25 protein-coding genes and 1 pseudogene are annotated in these 26,893 nt (G+C 37.1%); 7 read left to right on the top strand and 19 right to left on the bottom strand.

The genetic code is table 11. The annotated features are described in order from the left end of the window. Positions 1–7: 7 nt before the first annotated feature. The 5 genes from lgt to ACFXN8_RS07435 form a co-directional block, all read right to left on the bottom strand. Positions 8–829 (bottom strand): prolipoprotein diacylglyceryl transferase, encoded by an 822-nt coding sequence (gene lgt, locus ACFXN8_RS07455; RefSeq protein WP_386844026.1) that lies wholly within the window; start codon positions 827–829, stop codon positions 8–10. 52 nt (positions 830–881) lie between these two features. After that, positions 882–1,817: an HPr(Ser) kinase/phosphatase gene (gene hprK / locus ACFXN8_RS07450; protein ID WP_376075411.1), complete on the bottom strand. Its 936-nt coding sequence runs from the start codon at positions 1,815–1,817 to the stop codon at positions 882–884. 261 nt (positions 1,818–2,078) lie between these two features. Then, the gene (cccB, locus tag ACFXN8_RS07445) at positions 2,079–2,399 is read right to left on the bottom strand and encodes a cytochrome c551 (RefSeq protein ID WP_376075413.1); all 321 of its coding nucleotides are present in this window, start codon (positions 2,397–2,399) and stop codon (positions 2,079–2,081) included. A 52-nt stretch (positions 2,400–2,451) separates the two neighbouring features. Beyond that, the gene (locus ACFXN8_RS07440; RefSeq protein WP_386844023.1) at positions 2,452–3,300 is read right to left on the bottom strand and encodes a YitT family protein; all 849 of its coding nucleotides are present in this window, start codon (positions 3,298–3,300) and stop codon (positions 2,452–2,454) included. A gap of 487 nt (positions 3,301–3,787) precedes the next feature. Further along, the gene (locus ACFXN8_RS07435; protein ID WP_386844021.1) at positions 3,788–5,017 is read right to left on the bottom strand and encodes an EAL and HDOD domain-containing protein; all 1,230 of its coding nucleotides are present in this window, start codon (positions 5,015–5,017) and stop codon (positions 3,788–3,790) included. A 484-nt stretch (positions 5,018–5,501) separates the two neighbouring features. On the opposite strand from ACFXN8_RS07435, the gene ACFXN8_RS07430 reads away from it, so the two are divergent. Genes ACFXN8_RS07430 through ACFXN8_RS07415 form a run of 4 tightly spaced genes read left to right on the top strand, consistent with a single transcriptional unit; the run spans position 5,502 to position 8,173 of the window. Next, a complete protein-coding gene (locus tag ACFXN8_RS07430) occupies positions 5,502–5,876 on the top strand; it encodes a GntR family transcriptional regulator (protein WP_376075419.1) in 375 nt (124 codons plus the stop codon). Next, positions 5,873–6,766 carry an ATP-binding cassette domain-containing protein gene (locus ACFXN8_RS07425; protein WP_386844019.1) on the top strand — a complete coding sequence of 298 codons (894 nt, stop codon included), beginning with the start codon at positions 5,873–5,875 and terminating at the stop codon, positions 6,764–6,766. Before ACFXN8_RS07430 ends, ACFXN8_RS07425 begins: the two co-directional genes overlap by 4 nt. After that, complete coding sequence (locus tag ACFXN8_RS07420) at positions 6,750–7,478, top strand: hypothetical protein (protein ID WP_386844017.1); 729 nt, start codon at positions 6,750–6,752, stop codon at positions 7,476–7,478. The genes ACFXN8_RS07425 and ACFXN8_RS07420 overlap by 17 nt, the downstream gene beginning before the upstream one ends. Beyond that, positions 7,475–8,173, top strand: a complete 699-nt coding sequence (locus tag ACFXN8_RS07415) for a hypothetical protein (protein ID WP_386844015.1) — start codon at positions 7,475–7,477, stop codon at positions 8,171–8,173. The genes ACFXN8_RS07420 and ACFXN8_RS07415 overlap by 4 nt, the downstream gene beginning before the upstream one ends. A gap of 59 nt (positions 8,174–8,232) precedes the next feature. Here ACFXN8_RS07415 and ACFXN8_RS07410 read toward each other — a convergent pair whose 3' ends face one another. The 8 genes from ACFXN8_RS07410 to lplA all read right to left on the bottom strand — a co-directional run bounded on the left by ACFXN8_RS07410 (position 8,233) and on the right by lplA (position 17,587). Further along, complete coding sequence (locus ACFXN8_RS07410) at positions 8,233–8,880, bottom strand: VTT domain-containing protein (protein ID WP_376075501.1); 648 nt, start codon at positions 8,878–8,880, stop codon at positions 8,233–8,235. Positions 8,881–9,734: 854 nt separating this feature from the next. After that, positions 9,735–11,282: a fatty acid--CoA ligase family protein gene (locus tag ACFXN8_RS07405; protein ID WP_386844013.1), complete on the bottom strand. Its 1,548-nt coding sequence runs from the start codon at positions 11,280–11,282 to the stop codon at positions 9,735–9,737. Between the two features lie 143 nt (positions 11,283–11,425). Next, positions 11,426–13,360, bottom strand: coding sequence for an FtsX-like permease family protein (locus tag ACFXN8_RS07400; protein ID WP_386844011.1), 1,935 nt, complete (start codon positions 13,358–13,360; stop codon positions 11,426–11,428). Further along, positions 13,332–14,108, bottom strand: coding sequence for an ABC transporter ATP-binding protein (locus ACFXN8_RS07395; protein ID WP_376075428.1), 777 nt, complete (start codon positions 14,106–14,108; stop codon positions 13,332–13,334). Before ACFXN8_RS07395 ends, ACFXN8_RS07400 begins: the two co-directional genes overlap by 29 nt. 12 nt (positions 14,109–14,120) lie before the next feature. Then, positions 14,121–14,555 (bottom strand): hypothetical protein, encoded by a 435-nt coding sequence (locus ACFXN8_RS07390; protein ID WP_386844009.1) that lies wholly within the window; start codon positions 14,553–14,555, stop codon positions 14,121–14,123. Between the two features lie 11 nt (positions 14,556–14,566). Further along, positions 14,567–15,550, bottom strand: coding sequence for a sensor histidine kinase (locus tag ACFXN8_RS07385; RefSeq protein WP_376075432.1), 984 nt, complete (start codon positions 15,548–15,550; stop codon positions 14,567–14,569). Then, entirely contained in the window at positions 15,550–16,254 is a 705-nt protein-coding gene (locus ACFXN8_RS07380) for a response regulator transcription factor (protein WP_376075434.1), read from the bottom strand. Before ACFXN8_RS07380 ends, ACFXN8_RS07385 begins: the two co-directional genes overlap by 1 nt. Before the next feature lie 340 nt (positions 16,255–16,594). Continuing rightward, a complete protein-coding gene (gene lplA, locus ACFXN8_RS07375) occupies positions 16,595–17,587 on the bottom strand; it encodes a lipoate--protein ligase (RefSeq protein WP_386844006.1) in 993 nt (330 codons plus the stop codon). A gap of 144 nt (positions 17,588–17,731) precedes the next feature. Here lplA and yhfH point away from each other — a divergent pair, with 144 nt between their 5' ends. Beyond that, the gene (yhfH, locus tag ACFXN8_RS07370) at positions 17,732–17,857 is read left to right on the top strand and encodes a protein YhfH (RefSeq protein WP_012292204.1); all 126 of its coding nucleotides are present in this window, start codon (positions 17,732–17,734) and stop codon (positions 17,855–17,857) included. Positions 17,858–18,223: 366 nt separating this feature from the next. Here yhfH and ACFXN8_RS07365 read toward each other — a convergent pair whose 3' ends face one another. The 6 genes from ACFXN8_RS07365 to ACFXN8_RS07340 all read right to left on the bottom strand — a co-directional run bounded on the left by ACFXN8_RS07365 (position 18,224) and on the right by ACFXN8_RS07340 (position 24,796). Continuing rightward, a complete protein-coding gene (locus ACFXN8_RS07365) occupies positions 18,224–20,413 on the bottom strand; it encodes a YhgE/Pip family protein (RefSeq protein WP_386844004.1) in 2,190 nt (729 codons plus the stop codon). Positions 20,414–20,542: 129 nt separating this feature from the next. Continuing rightward, entirely contained in the window at positions 20,543–21,115 is a 573-nt protein-coding gene (locus ACFXN8_RS07360; RefSeq protein WP_376075440.1) for a TetR/AcrR family transcriptional regulator, read from the bottom strand. A 122-nt stretch (positions 21,116–21,237) separates the two neighbouring features. Beyond that, complete coding sequence (locus tag ACFXN8_RS07355; protein ID WP_386844002.1) at positions 21,238–21,762, bottom strand: FixH family protein; 525 nt, start codon at positions 21,760–21,762, stop codon at positions 21,238–21,240. Positions 21,763–21,765: 3 nt separating this feature from the next. Next, positions 21,766–23,154, bottom strand: coding sequence for a sensor histidine kinase (locus ACFXN8_RS07350; RefSeq protein ID WP_386844000.1), 1,389 nt, complete (start codon positions 23,152–23,154; stop codon positions 21,766–21,768). Continuing rightward, positions 23,151–23,834 (bottom strand): response regulator transcription factor, encoded by a 684-nt coding sequence (locus tag ACFXN8_RS07345; protein ID WP_376075445.1) that lies wholly within the window; start codon positions 23,832–23,834, stop codon positions 23,151–23,153. Before ACFXN8_RS07345 ends, ACFXN8_RS07350 begins: the two co-directional genes overlap by 4 nt. Then, positions 23,831–24,796, bottom strand: a complete 966-nt coding sequence (locus tag ACFXN8_RS07340) for a YncE family protein (RefSeq protein WP_386844071.1) — start codon at positions 24,794–24,796, stop codon at positions 23,831–23,833. The genes ACFXN8_RS07345 and ACFXN8_RS07340 overlap by 4 nt, the downstream gene beginning before the upstream one ends. Positions 24,797–24,990: 194 nt before the next feature. Between ACFXN8_RS07340 and ACFXN8_RS07335 the strand changes: the two genes are divergently transcribed. Then, complete coding sequence (locus tag ACFXN8_RS07335; protein WP_386843997.1) at positions 24,991–26,076, top strand: glycosyltransferase; 1,086 nt, start codon at positions 24,991–24,993, stop codon at positions 26,074–26,076. Positions 26,077–26,270: 194 nt separating this feature from the next. Continuing rightward, a pseudogene (locus ACFXN8_RS07330) lies at positions 26,271–26,893 on the top strand (collagen-like protein); the annotation flags it as partial.

Raw genomic sequence — 26,893 nt, 5'->3', positions numbered from 1 at the left:
GAACCCCCTATTTGCTATCTAAATATTTCACTGCGGGTTTTACTTTTATGCGTCGGAAAATAATCGCACCAAGACCCACTACAATGCCTATTATTGAAACAACCTGAGCCGAGCGCAAATCCCCTACTAAATACAGGCTATCTGTACGCATGCCTTCTATATAGAAGCGACCGATTGAATACCAAACTAAATAGCTGAAGAATATTTCTCCACGATTTAAATTTACTTTGCGTAATACTAGTAAAATAATTAGCCCAATAAAGTTCCAGACGGATTCATATAAAAAAGTAGGATGTACATATGTTCCTAATTCTTCAATATACATTTGATTAATAATCCAATCTGGTAGCATTAGATTTTCTAAAAATTCATGTGATACTGGACCACCATAAGCCTCCTGGTTCATAAAATTTCCCCAACGTCCAATGATTTGTCCAATTAATATACTCGGTGCCGCAATATCTGCTACTTGTAAAAAGCTTATATTTCTTCTACGAGTAAATATGTAACCTGTCAAAAATGCCCCAATAAGTGCACCGTGAATAGCGATACCACCATTCCAAATTTCAATCATCTTCCCCGGGTTTTCACTATAATAATCCCAACGCATCGTTACATAGTAAATACGTGCGCATATGATGGATATAGGAACAGCCCATAGTAATAGATCCGCAAGAAAATCCTCCGGTAGGCCTCTCTTAACTGCTTCTCTTTGTCCTACAATATAAGCTAATATAATACCCGATACAATCAGTAGCCCATACCAACGAACAGGGATAGGTCCTAAATGGAAAGCAATCGGATTAATCTCTAGTAATAATAAATCCATCTTAAACTCCTCTCATCTTTTATATAGGCTATTGTATCCTATTAATGAACAATTAATCATCTAATTCATCCGCTGATGAGATGACCTCGTCTAATCGTCTAGAAAACTCTTCGGCTGCATTAACACCCATCTTTTTCAAACGATAATTCATTGCCGCTACTTCAATAATTACTGACACATTTCGTCCAGGTCTAACAGGAATCGTTAACTTCGTTAATTCCGTATCTATGATTTTCATTTTCTCTTCCTCTAAACCTAGACGATCATATACTTTTTCTGGATCCCATATTTCCAATTCGATAACTAATGTAATACGTTTATATGGACGTACCGCACTTGCTCCAAAGAGGGTCATAATATCGATAATACCAATGCCTCGAATTTCGAGTAAATGTTCTAAAAGTGGTGGTGGACTTCCAATTAAAAAATTCTCTGACTCCTGACGGATCTCTACACAATCATCAGCCACTAAACGGTGCCCCTTCTTGACAAGCTCAAGGGCTGTTTCACTTTTACCTACACCACTTTTTCCGATAATGAGTACACCGATGCCGTATATATCAACTAAAACTCCATGTGCAGCAGTCATCGGTGCTAAGCGACCTTCTAAATAGTTTGTTAGTCTACTCGAAAATTTCGTTGTTGTCATGTGTGTTTTAAATACAGGTACATGTTTTTCATTGGACGCCTGTATAAGTTCCCTCGGCACCTCTAAATCCCGGGAAATAATAATAGCTGGAGTATCTTGCGAACATAGTAGACGCATGCGCTCCAGTTTCACATTTGCAGGTAGCATTTCAAAAAATGAAAGTTCTGTTTTTCCAAGCAATTGTACTCGATTTGCAGGATAATGCGTAAAATAGCCCGCCATCTCGAGCCCAGGTCTTGAAATATCACTAGTAACAATCGTTCTTCCTATTCCTTCCTCACCAGCTAATAGTTCTAACTTAAATTTCTCCATAACGTCTCTTGTTAATACTACGACCAATGTTTAATAGCCTCCATTCAAAGGAATTGAATATGTTTATCCGCGTTAACAGTCAGTAAAATTCCCACTAGTCGTGACATTTAACTGGCTGTAAACACCCGATTGGTTCAACTAGCAATCAGTTTTACTGATTGCAGTTTCACTTTATTTTAGCATGTCTAAGTATAAAAGAAATATATTTACACTCTGTCTATCTGACTAAAAAATTCTGCAAAATATAAAAAACTAGCGGTTCTCCAGCCCGCTAGTTTCATGATCGTTTTATTTTTGAGTTGCCAACCATTTAGCAACGGCTTCTGCATCTGCGCCTTTAACAACATTTGGAGGCATTCCATTTTTACCATTTTTAATAACATCTAAAATTTCCGCCTCTGTTAAACGAGAGCCTATATCACTAATTTTTGGTGCATTTCCTTGGCCTTGTAGCTCACCGCCATGGCAAGAAATACAAGATTTCATAGCAATTGTTTCGCCATTTGGAGTAGTTGTTTTTGTACCTTCATTTGTTGCCGTTTTACCTCCACCACAAGCAGCTAAGAAAATTGCTGAACCAATCGCTAATGTTAACATTGCCTTTTTCATTAGGGCCCCTCCTCAAAGTAAATAAGTATCTTTCCCCGACATTATACCAAAATTATGCACGTTTGAAACCTTCTCCTAACACCTCATACGCATTAGAAACGATCACAAACGCTGATGGGTCAACGTTTTTAATGAGTTGTTTCAGCTTTGTGAATTCTGTTTGGTAAACAACAACCATCAGAACTGGTCGCTCTTCCCCTGTATAGCCACCTATTGCAGGCAACTTTGTTACGCCTCGATTGATCTCGGCATAAATGGCATCACGTACCTCATCTTGTTTCATCGTAATAATGTAAACCATTTTAGACTGACTAAAGCCGAGCTGAATAATATCAATCGTTTTCGTCGTGACATAAAGTCCAATCAGGGCATACAAACCTTTCTCTAAGTCAAAAACAATTGCTGCACTAATGGCGATAATCCCATCAATTAAAAGTACACTTGTACCAAGCGTTATTCCGGTATACTTCGTAATAATTTGCGCTAGTAAATCAGTGCCACCAGTAGAAGCATTCCCCTTAAAAACTAGTCCTATTCCTGAACCAACCACAATCCCCCCAAATAGTGCACCGAGTAAAGGATTATCTGTCCAAGGCCCCCAACTGTTCGTTCGTAATACAATGAACGGTAATGTCACTGTTCCAATAAACGATTTTATTCCAAACTTTTTTCCAAGTAATAATATACCTGCTATAAATAATGGAATATTAAATGCATATTGTATAAAACCAGGATTCCATCCAAATAAACCGTGTAAAATTGTACTAATCCCACTTACTCCGCCAGAAGCTACTTGATTTGGCAGTAAAAATACATTAAAGCCAATGGCAATAATTGCCGCTCCAACTATGACGTACACATATTCCACAATGCTTTCCCTTACATCATGAATTTGATTCATTTCCCCCACGCCCGCTTCAACTATCAGAATTTTTTAAATACGGAATGATTATAGCAAATAGTTTTCGCATTGAGAACTTCGTCTTGATGAAGGGAATATGTATTTTTATAATTTAGTTCATCACCATAGCGTGTGGTTGATCTCCGTTCCGACTGGGCGCTTTGTTGTTGCTGACGCTTCGCTTTCGCACTGAGCAAAGCTTCCTGGGGGCGTCGGGCTAACACGATGTTAGTCACGAAGGCGTTATCACAGGACGTGATGCTTTTAGCCTTCGTTCCTCTATTGCTGATCCCCTAGGAGTCGCCCAGTCTCCACTCCAATCAACTATATTAATGGCAAGCTTATTAATTTAATAAAAAAATAAGCTACCTTAAAAAGAATTTTAAGATAACTTATTTTCGACTTTTCACTAAAATATATACTTAACTGCAAATTCCACTACAGGACCTTTTTTTACAAGAACAGATTTTCGAATTAATCTTTGTTTTTATAAAGATTTTTCTGCCCACTCCATGGCTTCATTGTATAAAAGATCAATATTGGCTAAATCAATATTGAGCTGAGGAGCTAATTTTTCTAACGTAGACCAATCTAACTTGCCTAACGCAATACTGAATTCCAGATAAGGTGTCATTTCAGTTCGATTACCTAAAAGCGTTGCTATAATGTCTTCTGAAAAAGGTAGCTGCTGTAAAATAACATTCAGCGGTCTTTGCAACATAGTGTCTATTAATGAAAACATTCCAACTAAAAAATATTCAGAGAAGTTTTTCTTATAGGAAAGCTTGGCTAATTTCTCACAAACTTTTGCTCTAAATAAAGATGTACGCATGACTTCTTTAAAAATATCATTATCAGCATTCCTATCAATTTCTCGCATCGCCAATAAATAAATCCACTTTCGTAAATTTGGAACTCCGAGTAATATAATCGCTTGTTTTATCGAACGAACCTTGGATTTAGAACGCATCTCTGAATTATTCACCATATGCAATAATTTATACGTTAATGAAATATCACGCTCAATATTATCTGCTAATAACTGTATATTAGGTTCCTCTTCTTTTAACAGCGTAATAATATATAAATATTGAATCGCATTAGCAGGTATATCGGTTGCTGAAATTATTTGAGGTTGTTCAAAAAAATAGCCTTGAAACAATTCATAGCCAGAATTCTTCGCCACTTCAAATTGATTACGTGTCTCAACCTTCTCAGCAAGCAATTTTATGTGAGGGAAATTTTCTTTCACTTTATTTTCAATTTCCATTCGCTCAAGTAATGGTGACAATAAAAAGTCAACTTTTATATAATCGATATTAGGAAATAACTCATCATAAACTTGTACCTTATCATCTAAAATAAAATCATCTAATGCCATTTTAAATCCATATGATTTCAGCTCAATGACTTTCTCGACTAACTGAGGTGTGATAGGGACATCCTCTAAAATCTCAATAACAACTTGCGATGGATTTATGTATTCATTTAAAGGACTCATTAGCAAGTTTTCTGTAAAATTAACAAAACTAGGTTTTCCTTTTGCTACCTCTTCAATGCCAATTAAAAGAAATGAGTTTACTAGTACATCAATTGTGGCAGCATCTGAATCGACCATCGGAAAAGCATTCACGTTTTTGCTGCGATATAATAATTCATATGCAACGATTTGTTCCTGAAGGTTAAAAATTGGCTGTCTGCCGATAAATACTTCCATTTCGCTGTCCCCCATTTCTCCATTTTTTAGTAACATTATTATAGCATTTTTCAGTACTATCTGCTTATCATTCAAGTAACTGTCTAAAATTCGACTAACAATAATTAACATTATTACAATAAAGGAAATCTCCACATAGCGTGGTGGATTTTCGTTCCAGCTGAATATGTCCGATGAGCCAAAATGACGCTATCCCCAAGAAGTCGCCTTGTCTTACTCCAATCAACTTATCATCATTATATGTCATCCCCAACTTCGACGATGAGCTCCAAAAAATCGTTACCAAAACTCCAAATTACTCATATAAAATATTATTCCTTTTTTCCGGCATATCTTTTTCAAACTCACTTATTCCTTTCTCCAATATTCCCTTAGCATTTTTGTAAGATATTCTCTTTTAATATTGACATTTACCAATTTTCGATTTATAGTACATTACAACACTAACGCACTATGTTACATAGGAATGAGAGGGGGTTTTTCGATGCACGTTCATCTAGATGGTACAGCACCGATTTATATTCAAATTGCTGAATGGCTACAGCACGAGATCATTGCCGATCGATTACAGACAGACGAGAAGGTCTATTCACAATATCAGTTAGCTGAATTATTCAATATAAATCCTGCTACAGCCGGTAAAGGGTTGACAATTTTACTTGAAGAGCAACTTTTATATAAAAAACGGGGGTTAGGTATGTTTGTCGCTACGGATGCAAAAGAACGAATTTTGATGAAACGTCGAAACGAAACATTAACGAAAATGGCACAAGAGATCGTATTAGAGGCAAAACGTTTACATGTATCTGATGAAGAATTGCTAGTGCTTATAAGAAAAACACAGGAGGGATTGGAATGAATATTATTCAATGTGAGGAGTTATCTAAAAGCTTTGGACGTCATCATGCACTACAGCGCGTAACCTGCGCTATTGATGCAGAGAAAATTATCGGTATTATTGGTCGTAACGGTGCTGGTAAGTCGACATTACTTAATATTTTTGCAGGCTATATAAAGCCTACAACTGGATCATGCAAAGTGTTTAATGAAAATCCCTTTAATAATATTCGAACTGCTGCCAATATGATTTTTATCGATGATCGTTTAAGTTTCTCTGATTACTTATCGCTCGAAGATATTCTGAAGATGGGGGCTGATTTTTATCCTAATTGGCAAAATGAGTTAGCTTATCGCATGCTCGATTATGCAGGGATAGATCTCACAGCAAAGCATCAACAACTATCTAAGGGTCAATTAGCAACCTTTAACCTTGTTTACGGATTAGTAAGTCGCTGTGCAATTACCATTTTAGATGAACCGATGAATGGCATGGACGAAGTGATTCGAACAGATTTTTACAGAGCGATTTTAAAGGAATACCTTGCCTTTCCACGGACATTTTTAATTACTAGTCACCATTTGCAAGAGATGGAATCTATTTTAGAAGAAATTTTATTAATAGATGATGGTTCTGTCATTGCCCACGCGCCAATGGATGAATTTAAAGAACAGCTTATATCACTTAGCGGGCCAAGTGATGCACTTGCGGATCTGCTCTCTGAAACGGAAGTTTACGCTCAAAAGATTGTGGCAGGGATGACCTCAGCAATAGTAGATGCTAGTAAACTATTCGTCTCAGAAGAAATACTTCGGACAAAAGGCATCACGGTATCATCCCTTACCGCAAGTGAAGTGTGTAAATATTTAACAAGTGGAAAAGGAAGTGATATTGATGCAATCTTTGACTAATATTTCATTAAAAACAATTGTAAAAAAACAGGTGAAATGGAAAGCAAAATTATATATTTCTGCCCTTAGTTCCTTATTTATTGTACAAATCATTATTGGAATTTTAACATCTAGCTCAGGGAGTGGGTCTTCTGGTCACGGAGGAGGAAACTTAAATGTTCAGTTCTCTATTTACTCACTCGATATCTTTCTTATTGTTACAGCAATTTGGGCATTTATTGTAGCACATCTCTTTACGACAAAAGCGTATCGTATTGATGACTTATCCGTTATTTCTAGTCGAACATCTAGTGCCATTGCCAATATATTTGTCATGATTATTTACAGTTTTATTGCGGTCATCATTATGATTTCGACTTACTATTTACAAGTATTCGGAGTTTTATTAGTGGAAAAAAAATCTTTTGTAATAGAAAATCTATTTATTTCACCATCAATATTACTACTATGTTTCAGTAGCCTCTGTTTATTTGGCGCAATCGGCTTACTATTAGGTACCAGCTTCAAGGGGCCAGCAGTGTTCAAAATATTTGTATCTACTTTTATGCTGCTTGGCTTTATATTATTTTTTATGTCACCAGAGTCTATAAATCTTAGGTCATTAATAATGTTATCCAATCTTATGATTAGTGTTCTTAATTTGCTTATGGCTCTACTATGCTTTAGCCTCACTATTTGGATTGCTGATAAATCGGAGGTGACTCGCAAATGACGGCGACTACACTATTCTTTTTTACTACAATACTACTTGTAATTGCTATTTTTCTACTACTGAGTAAATTAATGAAAAAAGCTAAAAATATTTGGACCCCTAAGCGTATTATAATTGGCATTACTAGCTATACCGTACTTGGACTTACTGCCTTCATTTATATTAGCTTTTTTTCAGAATCAAAAATACCAATACTTTCTCCTTCTGAAATTAAACAACTTGAGAAAAAATTAGATCAAATACAAAAGTACGATCAAGAAGACGATTCTTCTTATTTATCAGAGGAGTACAAAAAGAAAACGTGGGAGCTAAGATATGAAGGAGATACATTACCTGTTGTTATAAATGAAGGTGACAGTGGTTCAAACATTAATATTCGAGTGCGTTATAATGACAATATCGAATCTGGAAAAGCTCTTGTTACCTATTATCAATTCCCTGTCATTATAGAAGGTATTGATCTTGATGACGAAGTACCGTTACCTAACGTATACGTGGCGGAAAACCAATTATTTATTGAATCTCTTTCTAGACAACAAGTAAGTTATTTTCGTATAAATGCAACATTAGGTATTTTAGATATGAATCGTGAGATAGAACGTGAACAACACGCAATGAACTATTCCTATTCAAATGTCATCGTTATCGACATTCCAAGAAGTACAGTTTTGGAAGATTCCCAAGGTCTTTTTTAGATAGCAAAAAAACAAGGACAGTCCTCAGTGATTTTTTATCACTTTTAGACTGTCCTTTTTTATTTTCTACTTGTTTTTGATTTAATAGCACCAATAACAGCCGGTACAACTGAAATCAAGATAATTAATATAAGAACCGTTGAGAAGTTATTTTTAATAATTGGAATATTACCAAAGAAATAACCTAGGAATGTACAGCTGAGTACCCATAACACCGCACCTACAACATTATACATAATGAAATAGCTATACTTCATCTTACTAGCCCCTGCAACAAAGGGTATGAATGTACGGATGAAAGGCATAAAACGTGCGATGACAATCGTTTTTCCACCGTGTTTATTAAAGAACTTTTCTGCTGCTTCCATACGTTCTTTTTTAACGACTCTACCAAGGAAGCTCTTTGGTGGAATGGATGTCCCTACTTTATGACCAATATGATAGTTCATCGTATCCCCTAAAATTGCAGCTGCTAAAAACACAGGAATTAATATCCACATGTTAAACGCGCCCATTGCTGCTGCCAATGTACCACTTGCAAAAAGCAATGAATCGCCTGGTAGGAATGGGAAAATTACGACACCTGTTTCAACAAAAACAATTGCAAATAGAACGAAATAACTCAAATTACCAAACTCACGAATGATCTCCTCTAAATGCACATCAATATGCATAATAAAACTAATTAACTCCTTGATGAGTTCTATCATTTTTCCGTATGCTCTCTTTCAATTTAATTTTCTAAAGGCTTTGACGAAGCTAGTCTAAAAAGGGTTCCATTCTTGTTTACTGTCTATAGTGTTACTTCTCCCTCACTATATGACAAGCCTTTAAAAAGTATGTAGATTTCACAAGTTTGATTTTATCACTTACAGACATACACACTCAACTATTTAAATAAGTGGCCATACTTTTTTACATTGCTGTAATATTGAATCATCACCAAAACGTGTGGTTGATTTCCGTTCCGACTGGGCGCTTTGTTGTTGCTGTCGCTACGCTTTCGCACAGATAAAACAATTGTCGCTGACGCTTCGCTTTCGCGCAGATAAAACATTTGTTGCTGACGCTTCGCTTTCGCACAGAGCAGAGCTTCCTGGGGGCGTCCGATGAGCCGCTTGGGGCAACAGGATGTTGGTCACGAAGGCGTTATCACAGGATGTGATGGTTTTAGCCTTCGTTCCTCTATTGCTAATCCCCAAGGAGTCGCCCAGTCGTAACGAAGTTCAACTTATTTACATAGTAGACGTTTTAACAAAAGTCATCCACTTGGTGATGAACTGTAATATTGACCTAAAGTGAAAATTCAATCCGTAGGTGTTCATCGTCCCTCACTAAAGGAACACAAGCAAAAATCTCACATTCTATGAAAACGTTTGGCCTAACACCCTGTCGCTTCGCTTCCACATAGAAAACAGTTGTTGCCTCGAACCAACCGAGCTTTTACTGGCAGTGGATCTCCAACTAATATTCATTGCTTCTCTTAAATCTTGAAATGTGAATCTACTGTTCATTTATGCGGGATAAAAAAAGCTACTATTTTCAATAGTAGCTTTTTGGCTTATACTTTTTCTTTTAATGAACGACGCAAAATTTTCCCTGTCGTATTTTTCGGTAATTCATCCAGAATCTCAATTACTTTAGGAACCTTGTATTTCACCATATGTTCTGCACAGTATGCGAGAAGATCTTCTGTTGAAGTTGCATCTGCATCTTTTAAGACAACATATGCATGAACTGCCTCACCTAAGTTAGGGTCTGGGAAACCTACAACTGCCGCTTCAACGATATTATTATGTGCAAACAGTACTTCTTCAACCTCTCTTGGGTATACATTAAATCCGCCTACAATAATCATATCTTTTTTACGGTCAACGATGTAGAAGTACCCTTCTTCGTCAACTTTAGCTAAATCCCCTGTGTATAACCAGCCATCACGTATAGCCATCGCTGTTTCTTCAGGTAATTTATAATAGCCCTTCATAACGTTAGGCCCTCGTACAATTAGCTCCCCTACTTCGCCAACCGGCACTTCTTGACCATTAACATCCACCACCTTATTTTCAACATTGGAAATGGATGTCCCAATAGAACCTGCCTTACGCTCACGATCCAATGGGTTAAAGCACGTTACTGGTGATGCTTCTGATAAGCCAAAGCCCTCTGAAACACGCACATTAAATTTCTTCTCGAAATTATGTAATAGTGCTACAGGTAAAGACGCGCCACCTGAAATCGCTAAACGTATTGTTGAGAAATCTTCAGGATTGCTTTCAGGTAATTGATACAAGAAGTTATACATAGTTGGCACACCCGCGAAGACTGTTGCCTTTTGTTCCTTCGTTAATTTAAAGATTTCAGTTGGACTAAAACGTGGTACAAGCAAAACCGTTGCTCCACTCAATAAAGGCGCATTGGCTACGACAGTTAACGCAAATACATGGAAAACTGGTAACGTAGCAATAATACGATCATCTGCTTTATAGCCTAAATAATGTGCTACATCTCGTGCATTTGAATAGATATTTTTATGAGTCAGCATTGCACCCTTTGGAGTACCTGTCGTTCCTGAAGTATATAAAATAATTGCATTATCATCGTCAGCTACTTCTACTGGTTGGCAAGAGTCCGATGCACTAGCAATTACTTGTGAAAATAAATGAATTTTCGCCTTTGCCTCATCGGATAAAGTCGTTACTTTTTCAGCAACATCCTCTGTTGTTTCACAAACAACAAATGTTTTTACTTTTGGAAATGCATGTACACCCATTTCTACTAACGGAAAAAGTGCATCAAGTGCAATAACAGCTTTTACATCACCATTATGCAAAATATACGAAATTTCATCCGGTGTATAGATTGGATTAATCGGAATTGCCGTTGCCCCTAAACGCATTGTTGCATATAACGCAATTAAATAATGTGGTGTATTGCCGAGTAAAAACGCCACATGGTCCCCTTTTTCTACCCCTAAATCTTGTAACCCCTTTGCAAAGCGACCAACTGTGTGTTCAAACTCACCGTACGTTGTATCTTTCCCCATAAAATGATACGCAATTTTTTCCGGTTGCTCTAATGCTTGTTGACGAACACTTGAAACTAAATTCAATTACACCATCCCCTTTATCGTATAAAATGAATCATTATTCAGTAATATTATATAAGAAATATATCTAAAAGACAACGAGACTTTTTATTTCATGTCGTAAATTACGTCAAATAATTCATTTTTTTCTCTCTCGTACGTCTTGTTTACGAACGAATATGCGAGATGTATCGCCAACGAATCAAGTAAAAATAGACTACTTGTATTAAAACAAAAAAGCTAAAAGATAAGACAACTTCTTTTACAATGGAAATATTAGCAATATCCTTTAAAATACCTTGAACCATCAGAAAAGCAAAGAGGCTATGCATCATTGCAACACCCCATGGCAAGAAAAATTGTGGGAATAAATGACGATTCACAAGCTTTTTGAGCTCCGTATCTGTTAAGCCCATTCGCTTTAAGACATCAAATTTACGCTTTTCTCTTTCAAGAGAAGTATGCAGTTTAAAGTAAACGAAGCTACCTGCTGCTAATAAAAAGACTGTTGCTACTAAGACCCCTACTAATGTGAATAAAGAATAAGTAGCTAATATATAAGAATAATTTAATCCTGCATTTTCAAAGAAAAATGGGCTAAATCTATTCTTCTTATAAAAATATTGAGATGCTTTTAACTCTTCTATGTCCTTGCCGATATCTTTCGTTTCCATCCACTGAGGGATATAGAAGGTAAATAAATGATAGATTGGCTGCTCAACGTTTTTATCGGTAATCGGCTTTATGAGCTTTACAAAATCCTCATCGCTAATCACTATAGAATTTACACTAACGATTGACCCTGGGAATACTATTTTAGGATATACGCTATCAATGGTGATCGGGATAGAATTTTCCTCTAATACTGTATGAACAACTTTATTTTTTAGTTTTTTTAGGGACTCTTCCGAATATGGAATAAACACTGCCTCTCCTGAAGCCATATCAAGTAATGGGTAACTATAGGAAGAAAGCAATACATTCATGTCTGATTCCCTAAAAACCTCAACCTCATTGTGCGTATATGAAGAGGTTTGCTTGATCACAACAAAGCGAGATAAATGATAGGACAAGCCCTTTTCCTCTAATTCCATTCGTAAAGAGGCGATATGATTTCTCTCATATGGATTGTCGACGTCTCCCTTATAGACAAGCCCTAGTGGATTTAAACGATCATATTGTATTGTATATGATGACATCGTTGCTAAAACACCGACCGATAAAAAGGCCATTGTTGACACCATCGTGACTACAAAAAACATTTTCACATTGTCCATCATAATATGACTTTGCTCAGCTAACGACAGAAGGCGATAGCGTTGCCAATGAAATTTTCGTTTCCCCCGTGCTTTATCTAAAAAGCAAGGTAAAGAATCACTGAAAAAATAATACGTTCCAAAGGTCGCTAAAAACGGAATTAATAATGTTAAACCAATGAAAGATGTTTTCGGTACGATAAATGCTAGTAAGTATGCTGATAAAATAGAGGCAATACCAAATACTGCGCGGGTTTTAGAATAGGTTGAAACACTATTTAAATACTCACTTCCCATAAGGAGATCACGCAATTTTCTTTCACGTGTAAAATACACACTAATAAAAGAAATAACCACAAAGGCACTTGTAAAGACACCAATTGTCAGTAAAAATGGCTGCCATGAAACATATAAGGGTAAATTATCTAAATGTAAAATTTCTCGGACTATCATGAAAAAGAATTTCGAAAATGAGAAACCAAATATAATCCCAACCATAATAGAGCCAGATCCAATAATCATTGTCTCCAAAAAGACAAGCTTATTCATCTGGCGTTTTTCCATTCCTAAATGTAATAAAATAGCAAACTCATGTGATCTAGCCTCTAAAAAGGCACTCATCGAATAATATAAAAAGAATAATGTGAAAAGGACGAGTACGATTTCTGCACCAACCATCCCAATTAACGATGCCTCTCCTAAAATCCCTTGTTCAATATCCGGATGAAACATGAGCATTGAATAGATAAAAAACACAGCCACAGAAAAAAAACTTGCCATGAAAAAGGCACCGTATATACGGCTATTCCGTACGACATTACGGTAAGCGAATTGTCGAAAGGTCACCTACTTGTCCTCCTCCTAGTAAGCTCAACACATTTAATATTCGCTGGAAAAACATTTGACGACGGTCATCTTTGTAAATTTCATTGAAAAATTCTCCATCTTTAATAAATAACACACGATCACAGTAGCTAGCTGCAATTGGATCATGTGTTACCATGACAATCGTTGTTCGTCTTTCCTGATTGATATTTGTTAAAAGTTCAAGTACATCACGCGAAGAATTCGAATCCAAATTTCCGGTCGGCTCATCTGCTAAAATGAGACTTGGATTATGGATAAGTGCCCGACCAATGGCTGTTCTTTGTGCTTGTCCACCTGATATTTCATTTGGGCGTTTATGCAAGAATGACGTTAAATCGAGCTTTTCCACAATGCTTGCAAGACGCTCCTCCATCACTTCTAATGGCTGCTGGTCTAATGTCAATGGCAGCACAATATTCTCTTCCACTGTTAACATATGCAAAAGATTAAAATCCTGAAAAATAAAACCAAGCTGTCTTCTTCTAAAGTAGGCTAACTCAGTTGCTTTCAGCATATGAGGGTTCATGCCATCTAAAATGATTTCTCCACTCGTAGGTTCATCAATCGTAGAAATAATATTTAATAATGTTGTTTTTCCACTTCCTGATGGACCCATGACTGCTAAAAACTCGCCTTCCTCCACCTCAAAGCTTAGTTGATTTAACGCACGATGGGTTACTTTTCCTTCATAGACCTTCGTCACGTCTTTTATTTGCAAAATAGGCATATCTTGTTCACCTTATTTCTTCATTAATTCCATAGATTCTGGTAAAAGCCACTGCAATACTACTTCAAAGCCAATTTGAAAATGCGGCCCCGTTAAAAATTCAGCTGACTCATTACCATCCTCCTCCACTAGACTAAAGCAATGCGAACCAACAATTGTATCCCAGGCATCCATTTCACCTTCAATTACTTCTCCACAAATCGTATAATGTCCACTGTACATCACTTGTTCCCCTTCTACAGGAAAAGCATTAAGTAAAGTTGGTTTATATAAGTCTAGCCCAAGCTTATTCGAAAAATGCATTACTTCTTCATTAAGAAAAAGACTAGCCTTACGGAAATTTTTGCAGGATAAACACTCACAAACTTCGTTATGTGATTCGTATAATGCCTCTGTTTTCTCAGTCTCTACATTTAAAATCCACTCTGCTAAACATACCTCTATCATTTCCGATCCCCCTAATTCGTAAATGTCACTGTAACAATTGTTCCTTTCTCTACCTCTGATGTAATGTTTAATTCGTGACCGAGTTTTCCACAGATTTCTTTCGCTAAATATAAGCCCATCCCTGTGGATTCCCCAGTTTTACGCCCATTCTCACCAGTAAAGAAGGCTTTAGTGACACGAGAAAGATCAGAAGTAGGAATACCAATACCTTCATCACAAATGGCTAATTGTACGTGGTCATCTTTTTTAATGGCAGATATCACTATTTTTTTATTTGCCTCAAACGTATATTTAACCGCATTAGTAACGAATTGTCCGATAATAAAGTGAAGCCATTTTGAATCACTTGCTACGATAATATCATCCTCTATATGAATTTCTGGGAAGACACGCTTCGTAATAAATAAACGTTTATTTTCATTTACAGTTGCCGTAACGATCGTTTTTAAAGCAACCTGTTCTACTTGCATATCATCTTCAAAATTTTCTAATCGGGCATTCACCAACACCATATCTAAGCCTCTACGCAAGCGATCAATTTCCTCCTGTACATTCTTTTTATCGAGAGGACGCTCATCCTGTAATAAAAGCTCAATAACAGCAATTGGTGTTTTCATCTGATGCACCCATTGATTCATAAACTGATCATGTCGTTTTTGGCCTGCATATAACGATTGAAGTTCATGCTTATATAGTCGATATAGTTCATGCATATATTTTTCAGCCTGTATCGCCTCAGGTGTTTTAGCATTTTTTTGTAACACATCCTCCATTGTTTTAGGAAGCTGCGATATTTTTATCAAATAACGTTGACGCATTAAATAACGGATAAGTAAAAACGAGGCCAACAACACTAAACTAATACAGAAGGAGTAAATAGCAGTATCAACATTTCGAAAGCCGTCCAGCCAATATAAGACCATAATAAAACCGACTAATAAGAATTGGAATACAATGAACGATGCGTAATCACGCAAAAATAATTTCCAGCCCACTATAACTCACCCGCACTTAAAATAAAGCGATAACCCGCTCCACGTACCGTTTCTATAGAAGACATAATTTGATAATCAGCTAGCTTTTTGCGCACTCGTGTCATATTGACGTTCAACGTATTCTCATCGACAAATGCCTGATCGTCCCAAAGCTCTTCTAACAGCTGCTCACGCGTCACTACTTTTGGAGCATTTCCCATTAACAGTTCTAAAATGATACATTCTTTTTTCTGAAGTGGGATCTCTAAATCATTTTTATGAAGCTCCATTCTTTCTAAATGAAGAACAAGCTGTCCTTGTTTAATTGTCCGTTCTTCTTGTCTTGTTGCATATTCACCATATGTACGACGCAAATGACTACGGATTTTAGCCAGCACAATCTCATAATTAAATGGCTTCGTAATGAAATCGTCGCCCCCATTTTCTAGCGCAAAAATTTGATCCATTTCCCCAGAACGAGCGGAAATAAAAATAATTGGACACGTTGTATGTTGACGTAGTTGGCGACACCAATAGTAGCCATCGTACGAAGGTAAATTTATATCAAGCAACACCATGTGTGGATTAAATGCTGTAAATTCTTCAATGAGATGATCAAATTCTTTGATCGTTTCAACTTCGTATTGATATTTTCTAAGCGTTTCTGCGAGCAATGATGCAATCTTTACATCATCTTCGACAATAAATATTCGATGCTTCTCCATACCAACACTCCTTTCTATCTTATATTGTATCAAAAAAAGGCCCGCCGACATAACTGTCAGCGAACCTTTTGTAGAAAAGTTAACACGATTCTATTTATTAGAAATCATTTGTAGTGCTTATCATCAAAGAGTGAGGTTGATTTCCGTTCCGGCTGACGCTTCGCTTTCGCGCAGAGCAGAGCTTCCTGGGGGCGTCCGATGAGCCGCTGATCCCCAAGGAGTCGCCTAGCCTCCACTCCAATCAACATATAAACATCGCATATGTTTAACAAATGTCATCCTCTTCTTTTAATATTGAACCCTCAATAAGGACATTTGCCAATTTATAGCTAAGCTTTTCTTAATAAATTAATTGTAAAAACTCTTCTGTCGCAATTCCACCAAAGTATGTTGGTATATCAATATCCGCTAACGCATTAGCAATTGCAGTTCGATCATAGTTTGTCCCAACTAATCGTTGTTCAACATCTGCCATGTCGCCCACACCGAAGAAATCACCAAAAATATGTGCTTCTTCGATAATTCCGTGATTCACCTCTAAGCGAATATCAATGCCTCCAGTTGGGAAGCGATGTGTTTTTTGAATATTAAAGCGTGGTGATTTCCCATAGTTCCATTCCCATGTTTGATAACGCTCTGCCGATAGCTTGTGGATATTTGCCCAGTCTTCCTCTGTTAGCTCGTAATAGCGAATATTTTCTTCACCACCGAAAATGGATTTTAAAATTTCTAGACGGAATTCTTCGACTGTCATCTTATCCTTTAAGAACTCAGAAATATTAGCTACTCTTGAACGAATCGATTTAATGCCCTTTGATTCAATTTTATCTTTTTTCACCTTTAATGCAGATACAACAGCATCAATTTCTGTATCAAACATTAACGTACCGTGGCTAAACATACGGCCCTTTGTAGAAAACTGCGCGTTCCCAGAAACCTTACGTCCTTCCGCTAAAATGTCATTGCGGCCTGAAAGCTCCGCATGAACACCCATTTTTGCAAGTGCATCGACAACAGGCTGTGTGAACTTTTTATAATTCATAAAGCTGTCGCCATCGTCTTTAGTGATAAAACTGTAGTTTAGGTTTCCTAAATCATGATACACTGCGCCGCCACCTGAAAGGCGACGTACAACGATTATGCCATTGTCCTCCACATAATCTGTATTAATCTCTTCGATAGTATTTTGATTTTTACCAATGATGATTGAAGGCTGATTTATGTAAAAAAGTAGCACTGGCTCCTTTTCAACATCCATCGTTTTCAATAAATACTCCTCAATGGCAAGGTTAATGCGTGGATCATGAATCCCTTTATTATCAACGAATATCATAAGTTACGTTTCCTCCTTCACAAAATATCCATATTTATTTTAACGTAAATTAGGCATTTTGTGTTGACGAAAAGCATCTGTTATAATACACTATAAAATATCAAAACAGTAATAGTACAGATGAACTTAAAGGAGGAGTCCACAATGTTAGAAAATGTAGTTGAATTTTTCAAGAACCTACCTGCAAAGCAATGTACAGAATGCGGTGAAAAAATTGAAGAACAAAGTGAATGCTACAGCAACACTTGTGAAAAATGTAACCACCTATAAGCATTTGCCTATTCTGTAATAGTCATATACGTGCCCCACACGTACTAATAATGACACCCTTCATCATATTTTGATGAACCCTTAATTAAATCTCTTACACTTAAAAAACAGCAGCTGATACGCTCATATCAGCTGCTGTTTTTTGTATGTTTTTTTTGCATATGAGCTTTTTTATTGAAGCCGAGTGGTTCTTCCTCGTACCTGATCAGTTTTCGAACCTACCCGATCACATTACCTCGCCACCTGATTAGTTTTCGAACCTACCCGAGTTGTTCTTCCCGCTACCGAGCATCTCTTCCCTTGCCAGACAATCATCCAACCGCAAAAAAACACCCACCAATATCGGTGGGTGTAAAAATTCCTTTTTTAGTTTTCTTCGGCTACTTTTGAGTAACGTTTTGTGTGTAGTAACATGAAATAACCGAAAGTAATAGCTAAGAATGCTACTAGGAAGCCTGCTAGAATTCCGTAGTTTTGCATTAAGTATGATGTATCACCAGTTGAAATACTAGCTTTAAATGCTGAAACAGTATAAGTCATTGGTAATAGTTTATTAAATACTTGTAATGGTGATGGGATTAACTCAAGTGGGAATGTACCCGCACTTGTTGTAAGTTGTAAAATTAATACAACAATCGCCATGAAGCGTCCTGGATCACCGAAAATAGATACTAACATTTGAATTAAAGCTAAGAAAACATAACTTGTTAATAATGCTGTTAGGAAGAAGTATCCAAAATTGTCTACTTCAAGGCCTAAGCTCCATTTTACAATAACCACTGTTAATATAGTTTGAATTAAGCCGACTATTGCTAAAACTGAGACTTTACTCACAAACCAAGTTGCTCCATTTTTTGGACGAATCGCTGGTTCCACAAGTGGGAAAACGATAGAGATTAATAACGCACCAACGAATAAACCAAGAGAAATAAAGTATGGTGAGAAACCTGTACCATAGTTAGGTACATGGTTTACAGATTCTTTATCAACCTCAACTGGGCTACCTACCATATCATATGTGTCTTTGCTTGCATGAACTTCTTTTGCTTTTTCACTTGCTTCACCTAGTTTGCTAGATAAAGTTGATGTACCATCTGCAAGTTCAGTTGAACCATCAGCAAGCGCTTTAGAACCTTCTGCTAATTCACCTGATTTAGAGGCAAGTGTTGATGTACCTTGATTCAATGTTGTTGAACCACTTGCTAGCTCATTTAAACCTGAAGCCAATGTTTTAGAACCTGTTACGGCTGTCTTAACACCAGCATTTAATTCACCTAATTTTTGAGAAAGTGTTGCATTACCAGCTTGAAGACCTTTTGCTCCTTCGATTAATGCACCACTTTTTGATGTTAACGCATTTGCACCCGCTAACACTTGTGATTGACCTGCTGCAATTTGCGATGCACCAGAACTTAATCCGTTAGCACCAGTTTGTAATTCTTTTGTACCAGCAGTTAAAGCACCTAATCCAGTATGCACGCTTGTACTTCCTGCTTGTAGCTCATTTAATGTTTGTTTTAATACTGCTGCTTGTTCTTCAGGCAATGAACCCATCATGCCTTCTAATTGTTTAGATAAAGCAGTGATGCCTTCTGCTACTTTTGCAGAACCCGCTGTTAATTGACCTGCTGCACCATTTAATTGACCTGCACTATTAGCAATTGAAGTTGCGCCTGCAGTAATTTGTTTTTGTTTATCGCTAATCGTAGCTAAACCTGTTTGAACTTGCGCTACACCCTGTGTATATTGTGACACACCTTGCGAAAGAGTTGTTGCTCCTGTTGCTGCTTGCTGTGCACCATTTTGTAACTGTACAGTACCGTCTTGTAATTTTACTAAGCCAGTAGTTAAGTCATTTGCACCTTTTGCAGCGTCTCCAGCACCTTTAGTAATTTTATCTGCACCACTTGATAATTCAACTGTACTTGATGCTAGTTGCTCAAGATAACCTTTTAAATCCTTTGTACCATCAGCTAAAGTTTTAGCACCTTCATCTAGCTTATTCGAGCCATCAGCAGCCTCTGTAAAGCCATCTCCAAGAGTTGTAATAGAATCAAATAACTTTTCAGCATAAGTTGCTGAAACTTGTGAATTTACTTCCGCACGTACACGGTCCATTGCTGTTTCACCAATTTGTGCACCAAGGAAGTTCATTCCTTCATTCGGAATATAATTCATAACTAGTTTAGAAGGTTTGTCATCTAATAAAGTAGTCGCGTGCTCAGAGAAATTTGTTGGAATTTCTAGAATCATATAGTAATCACGGCCATGTAAGCCTTTTTCAGCTTCTTCTTTGGAAACGTCAATAAACTTAAACTCGTTACTCTCGACAAGCTTATCGACTAAATCGTTCCCTAAATCTAATTTAACTCCTTCCATTTCAGCGCCCTTATCTTCATTGACAACAGCTACTGGCAAGTTCGGAAGGCCTTCATACGGATCCCAGAATGCCCATAAAAACATACCGGCATACATGACTGGGATAAATAATACAGCGATTATTGAAACAAGCATTTTTCTTGTTTTAAAGATTTTCAGCCACTCAGCTTTAATCATAAGTTTTCTTCACTCCTATAATATTTGACCGAAAATGTAAGTCGGTCATTTTTATTCAAAAAAAAAACTAAGTTTTCAGGGGGGTAAAACTGCTAGACTGTCATTGATTCACCTTTTAGCTCAGCTAAATTAAGTTAAAATTAGCCCACGGAAGATTGTTTCCTTGAAAAGATTTAGTATCTTTTCTTCTGGAATAATTTCGCCATGTAGCTCATGCCAATCAACAACAAATGCTAGATACGCCTTTAGCAACAAAAAGCTTACTAATTCTGCATCACAGTCTCTAATTTCTCCTTTTACGATACGTCTTTGAATTAATTCAGTAACGTAGGATAAAATTTCAGTCTCAATGCGAGCTAATGCTTGTTTAACTACTGGCGTTCGTAGTTCCTTTTCCTCCTCTAATAACTTCGCAAATAAAAGATGTTTTTCACGGAACTGTAGCATTTTCATTAAAGCATTGTGCGCATTGTCCATAAAGCTAGCTGATGCATCCAACACTGCATCCGCTTCTGCTTGCATTTCACGTACAAGTGACATAGCTATCTCTTGAAATAAAATTTCTTTATTCGCAAAGAATGTGTAAATCGTCCCTTTACCGACATTCGCAATTTTAGCTACTTGCTCCATTGTTGTCGCCTTGTAACCAAACAATGTAAAGGATTTTGTAGCTGCTTCAAGAATTTCCTGCCTACGATCCATTAGTAACATCCTTTCCTGTTCTATTATGTACATGCCTTTGTACACGAAAATGATAATGACCAGAAAACCGTTTCGGTCATCTGGTCATTATCATATTCCTATTTTAAAAATAATGCAAGCATTTAATTGTGATTTTTTTCACTTTTTTCATGATCACTATGCTCAGAAGTATCATTACCGTGATCCATCATGTTATGATCCATGCTGTTGTTATTTGCTTTTTCATCCTCTGGTAAAACTTTCGTCATATCCGGGCTGCCAGCTACGATTTGTTGCTTCGGCATATTATGAACATTATTGGCTGTCGTATGAGCATACATATAATATACTCCATCGTGGTCAAATGTAGTCGTCGCTTTATAAACGCCATCTTTCTCTAATTTACCGTCAACCATTTGCCCTTGATCACGTCTACCTGATTCCCATACCTCAAATTGTACAACTGCATCATCAATTTTTTTGCCACCTTGTTCAACCTGAGCAGCAAGTTCAATCGTTTCATTGATTGCTACTTCTTTTGGTGTTAAAATTTCAACCTCTGGAATTTGAGGCACTTCTGGCTCTTTCAAAGTTGTTTGCTCTTTCTTTTCTCCACATCCAACTAACAATACAGGTACTGCAACTAATGCCAATAACCATTTTTTCATGTTTTATTCCTCCATTAACGGTAATGTGATTTTTACAACTGTGCCTTTTTCAACTTCACTTTCAATCTCTATCTTGCCCTGTAACTGCTTCAACAATTGTTCAACAATCGACAAGCCTAGTCCACTGCCACCATCTGCTCGGCTCCGCGCTTTGTTAACACGATAAAAGCGCTCCGTTACATGCGATAAATCTTCTTGTGGGATACCCATGCCATAATCCTTAATGATAATTTGAGCACTACCATTGTCCTCAAAAGCAGTAATTTCAACCTTTGACTGCTCATACGAGTAATTAATGGCATTTTCAATAATATTAATAAAAATTTGTTTCAGCTTTACTTCATCAGCTTTGATGATTAATGCATCATCAGCATCTAAATGAAGTGCAATGCTCTTCTTCTCTGCCTGATGGGTTAATATTTTTTGAACCTCACGTAATGTTTCGGCGAGAGGGATTGGATATAAAGTAATTTCTGCTTGTTCATTTTCCATACGAGCAAGTTGAAGTAATTCATTCGTTAAACGTTCCATACGATTTGCCTCACGTACAATCAGCTGGATGGTTTCCTCTTTTTGACTTTCTGGAATAATGCCCTTTTGCATCGCTTCACTATATCCTTTTACATAGCTAATCGGTGTCCTTAGTTCATGCGAGACTGTTGCTAAAAATGTTTTTTGAGCCTCGTCCTCTTGTTGGATCACCTCTGCCATTTTATTGAAGGTGCTAGATAATCTTCCAATTTCATCTTTCGATTTAACTGGTACGCGTGTTCCATAGTTTCCGTATGACATTTGCTCAACAGCTCTTTGCAAATTACTTAGTGGTCGCATAATATGACGGATCCCTTTATAAATTAAATAGCTGATGACAATCAAAAATATAAAAGCACTGACAAATAAAAAAATAACTTCATTATTCGCTAACTCACTAATTTTTGCTAAAGGGAAGTAAATATAAATAATCCCTTCAAGCCTATTTTGGTCTACTAGCGGAAGTACTACAGAAATTAACTGTCTATCAAATCGAGGCTCATACCCAATTTTTTGTACATATTCACCTGCAAGTAATTGCTGTCGCTCTTCTGGACCAATTAATGTTTCGAAATCAATATCAAACGGCACACAGGCACTTAGTTCTCGCGGATTTCTTACGGCAAAAATATTCAAATTCGAATAATTAGTATAATGTTCAATATCTGCAATAAATTCATCCGTTACTTTACTACCGGTATACATCGTTTGTAGCTTTGTCCCTACTTCTACCATCATCTCTTCCGTGTCTTCTACATAAAGTCGTTCATATAAATAATCAGTCAGGACATACATGAAGACAACGGTAATAATTAAAAAAGCAAAGATTAATAGCCAAATGCGTGTTGAAATCTTTTTCATTCGCCAGGATCAAAGCGGTAGCCCACTCCCCAGACGGTTTGAATATGCCCCGCCGCTTCCTTTCCAAGCTTGATACGTAAGGTTTTTATATGAGTGTCAACGGTTCTTGTTCCCCCTATATAATCAATATCCCAAATACGTTCTAGTAATTGTTCCCTTGTATACGCATTTCCAGGGTTATTCATAAATAAATGTAATAGTTCAAATTCCTTTAACGTAAGCGGAACACTTTTCCCATCTACAGATACCTTACGTGCAGTCTCATCTATTTTGATAGGTCCAAACATCACATATTTTTGCTGTAATTCTTCCATATTAGTACCGCTTCTTCTTAACACAGCATGAATTCGCGCAACGAGCTCATCGTTTGTAAAGGGTTTTACAATATAATCATCTCCTCCAATTGTTAGGCCTTTAACTTTATCCTCATTGGCATCGCGTGCTGTCAGGAAAATAATTGGTATATTCGACATCGCACGTATACTTTGACAAACCGCAAAGCCATCTTCATGCGGCATCATCACATCAAGTAGAACTAAATCAATTTTTTCGCGTACAACAATATCATAGGCTTCGGTACCACTTGCTGCTGTTAAGGTCTCAAATTTAGAATTATTGAGCATCATTTCTATTAAATTACGCATATCTTGCTCATCATCAACAATTAATACAGTTGTCACATTTTTTCCTCCCTCACTAACAGTTGAAATGCACCTTTCCCCACATCAACTGTTTTTTTCACCTGACCTTCTTTTATGAAATACAAAGTATGGTCATCATAGCCAGCGACAACAATATAATCTTTAAACTGATTTACGACAAATGGATTAGCTCCTACCTCTTGCTGCCATTTCACATTCCCATCAAAGTCAGCAACATATAATTTATTATGGCCATGACTAACAACGAGGATAGCATCCTTTGTTTTGGTTAATCCAACAGGCATTAAAGGCATTTTGATCTCCCCTTTTTTGACTCCTGTCATAAGATCATATTTTTTAACAGAGCTATTCGGTTTACTTCCTTCTCCATGACCACCTATCCATAGTTCATTTGTCTCTTCGAGAATGGCTATTCCATGCGATGATTTTTGAATCGGCCACTCTTGCTCAACCTTTAGATTTTCTATATTTAACACCGATAATTTCGTATCTTTATAATTAATCACATATAGCTTATCTTTATAGGCTGCCATTGACATAGGATAATTACCTAGCTTCTGTGTTGCCAGTTCGTTGCCCTTCTCATCAAAGCTTGTCACTGTATTTGTTTTGCTATTCGCAATAAAAAACTGTTTTTTATTTTCAGCATAATACACATTCGTTGTACCAAGCTGTACTTTTTTGGAATAGAGCTTCTTTCCGGTTGATAATGTATAGACGTCTATTTCATCTAATTGATGACCGTACAATAACACACGATCATTATCAAGCAGTATTGCCCCTGAGTAAGCTTTTTCAAATAACCATGTTGCCATCACATTCCCTTGTCCATCTATAAAATCTAGCGAAGGCTCTTGTATATTTAAGGACGCAATAAAATTCTGATCGCGTTCAATAGGATCAAACGATTTCTCCGTACACCCTGCTAGCCATATAAGCTGTACTAAAGAAAAAATGAAGAATACCCATTTTTTCAACATCATCACCTCTGTTTCTTAACTATACTTCACAATTGTGAAATTCGCGTGAAACTTGAAAGGTAAATTTATGACAAAGAAAACCAGCAAATTTCACGATTATTACTATGTAATACTACATCTACGAGCATTTATCCAAACCAAAAAATATAGTAACTCATATACTACATAGATTACGGTAAGGAGGAATCCACTTTATGGTGTCCATTAGCTTATGTATGATAGTGAAAAATGAAGAAGATGTCATTGGTAGATGTCTAGCATCTGTAAAAGGAGTAGTCGATGAGATTAATATCATCGATACAGGCTCTACCGACAATACAAAGCAAATTGTTAAACAGTTTACAGATCGTATTTTTGATTTTGAATGGATTCAGCATTTTGCAGCTGCAAGAAATTTTTCCTTTCAGCAAGCAACAAAGGAGTACATTTTATGGCTAGATGCAGACGACGTATTATTAGAAGAGGATCAGGAAAAATTTAAAGCACTCAAAGAATCCTTGAACCCTGAAATAGATGCTGTTTCGATGAATTATAATTTAAGCTTTGATAATGAAGGAAACGTAAATTCTCTATTAAGGAGATATCGTTTAGTAAGAAGAGATAATCAATTCCAATGGATAGGTGCTGTACATGAATATTTAGAAGTCGGAGGGAAGCTTTTGGATAGTGAAATAGCTGTCAGTCATTTACCACTTAGCCATGATCATATGCGGAATATTAACATCTATAAGCAATTAGTGGAATCAGGAGAACCTCTCTCTCCACGAGATACATTTTATTACGCCAATGAATTACTAGATCATGAACAATATGAAGATGCACTATTTTACTATGAAACGTTTTTAACGTCTAAATTAGGCTGGGTAGAAGATAATATTCAAGCCTGTTTCAAATTAGCGGATTGTTATTCTTATATAAATGATACAGAAAACAAATTGACTTCCATTTTAAGAAGCTTTGAATATGATATTCCACGCCCAGAAGCGTGTTGTAGACTAGGTTTTCATTTCATGGAACAAGCCAAAAATTATGAAGCAATATTTTGGTATGAACAAGCGCTTCTCATCAAGCAAAATCCTAACACTCCTTTTCAAAATAAAACCTTTACGACATGGTTGCCCCACTTACAACTTTGTGTCCTCTTTGACCGGTTACAACAATATGAAACTGCCAACGCACATAATGAATTAGCCGGATCCTTTTTACCAAATGATAGAAAAATACTGCACAATAAAACATACTTCGATCGTATTTTAAATAAGGGTAATGAAGAATCTTAATTTTCTTCTATGTTAATGGATTAGTTAGTACATTGGAGCATTGGAGTAATTTTCAATTTCTAGTAATAGGTTTTAACTATACATTGAAGAAAAATACTTTTATCGCTATTGATGTTTTAGAATAACCAAGTAGTTAACTGTCTATTTCACTTTCTCTCTCTATGAATACGATATTTGAGAGAGGAGGTGAAACAATGCATTTTGGACAATTTAAAAATAGAATCTGCAGCAAATGTAATACATTCCCGTGTTGTTGTAATCCTTGTGCTCCAAGCTGTCCTGTTTGGCCTGTTAAACCTGGAAGAACTGGCCCAACAGGAAGTACTGGAGCGACTGGGGCTACCGGTTCTACTGGAGTTGCCGGTGTTACTGGCGCGACTGGCTCTACTGGCGCTACCGGCTCTACTGGGACTACCGGTTCTACTGGGGTTACTGGCGCTACCGGTTCTACTGGGGTGACTGGGGTGACTGGATCTACTGGGGTTACTGGCTCTACTGGGGTTACTGGCTCTACTGGGGTTACTGGAGCTACTGGGGTTACTGGATCTACTGGCGTGACTGGCGCTACCGGCTCTACTGGGACTACCGGTTCTACTGGGGTGACTGGCGTTACCGGCTCTACTGGCGCGACTGGCGCTACCGGTTCTACTGGGGTTACTGGCGCTACCGGCTCTACTGGGGCGACTGGGGCGACTGGGGCTACCGGTTCTACTGGGGTTACTGGCGCTACCGGCTCTACTGGGACTACCGGTTCTACTGGGGTGACTGGCGTTACCGGCTCTACTGGGGCGACTGGGGCTACCGGTTCTACTGGGGT

It is taken from the genome of Lysinibacillus sp. NPDC059133 (assembly GCF_042755925.1).
Taxonomy (GTDB): domain Bacteria; phylum Bacillota; class Bacilli; order Bacillales_A; family Planococcaceae; genus Lysinibacillus.
The sequence above is the reverse complement of the archived record's forward strand: the minus strand, read 5'-3'. Positions and strand labels throughout refer to the sequence as shown.

What these genes read in the sequence shown, in the direction of transcription:
- ACFXN8_RS07335 (WP_386843997.1), top strand. Translation starts at nt 24,991, where the DNA reads ATGGTGTCCATTAGCTTATGTATGATAGTGAAAAATGAAGAAGATGTC.
- ACFXN8_RS07390 (WP_386844009.1), bottom strand. Translation starts at nt 14,555, where the DNA reads ATGATAGAGGTATGTTTAGCAGAGTGGATTTTAAATGTAGAGACTGAG.
- lgt (WP_386844026.1), bottom strand. Translation starts at nt 829, where the DNA reads ATGGATTTATTATTACTAGAGATTAATCCGATTGCTTTCCATTTAGGA.
- ACFXN8_RS07435 (WP_386844021.1), bottom strand. Translation starts at nt 5,017, where the DNA reads ATGGAAGTATTTATCGGCAGACAGCCAATTTTTAACCTTCAGGAACAA.
- ACFXN8_RS07380 (WP_376075434.1), bottom strand. Translation starts at nt 16,254, where the DNA reads ATGGAGAAGCATCGAATATTTATTGTCGAAGATGATGTAAAGATTGCA.
- ACFXN8_RS07415 (WP_386844015.1), top strand. Translation starts at nt 7,475, where the DNA reads ATGACGGCGACTACACTATTCTTTTTTACTACAATACTACTTGTAATT.
- ACFXN8_RS07440 (WP_386844023.1), bottom strand. Translation starts at nt 3,300, where the DNA reads ATGAATCAAATTCATGATGTAAGGGAAAGCATTGTGGAATATGTGTAC.
- ACFXN8_RS07395 (WP_376075428.1), bottom strand. Translation starts at nt 14,108, where the DNA reads ATGCCTATTTTGCAAATAAAAGACGTGACGAAGGTCTATGAAGGAAAA.
- ACFXN8_RS07430 (WP_376075419.1), top strand. Translation starts at nt 5,502, where the DNA reads ATGCACGTTCATCTAGATGGTACAGCACCGATTTATATTCAAATTGCT.
- ACFXN8_RS07355 (WP_386844002.1), bottom strand. Translation starts at nt 21,762, where the DNA reads ATGAAAAAATGGTTATTGGCATTAGTTGCAGTACCTGTATTGTTAGTT.
- ACFXN8_RS07360 (WP_376075440.1), bottom strand. Translation starts at nt 21,115, where the DNA reads ATGGATCGTAGGCAGGAAATTCTTGAAGCAGCTACAAAATCCTTTACA.
- ACFXN8_RS07340 (WP_386844071.1), bottom strand. Translation starts at nt 24,796, where the DNA reads ATGTTGAAAAAATGGGTATTCTTCATTTTTTCTTTAGTACAGCTTATA.
- ACFXN8_RS07365 (WP_386844004.1), bottom strand. Translation starts at nt 20,413, where the DNA reads ATGATTAAAGCTGAGTGGCTGAAAATCTTTAAAACAAGAAAAATGCTT.
- lplA (WP_386844006.1), bottom strand. Translation starts at nt 17,587, where the DNA reads ATGATATTCGTTGATAATAAAGGGATTCATGATCCACGCATTAACCTT.
- ACFXN8_RS07350 (WP_386844000.1), bottom strand. Translation starts at nt 23,154, where the DNA reads ATGAAAAAGATTTCAACACGCATTTGGCTATTAATCTTTGCTTTTTTA.
- yhfH (WP_012292204.1), top strand. Translation starts at nt 17,732, where the DNA reads ATGTTAGAAAATGTAGTTGAATTTTTCAAGAACCTACCTGCAAAGCAA.
- ACFXN8_RS07420 (WP_386844017.1), top strand. Translation starts at nt 6,750, where the DNA reads ATGCAATCTTTGACTAATATTTCATTAAAAACAATTGTAAAAAAACAG.
- cccB (WP_376075413.1), bottom strand. Translation starts at nt 2,399, where the DNA reads ATGAAAAAGGCAATGTTAACATTAGCGATTGGTTCAGCAATTTTCTTA.
- ACFXN8_RS07425 (WP_386844019.1), top strand. Translation starts at nt 5,873, where the DNA reads ATGAATATTATTCAATGTGAGGAGTTATCTAAAAGCTTTGGACGTCAT.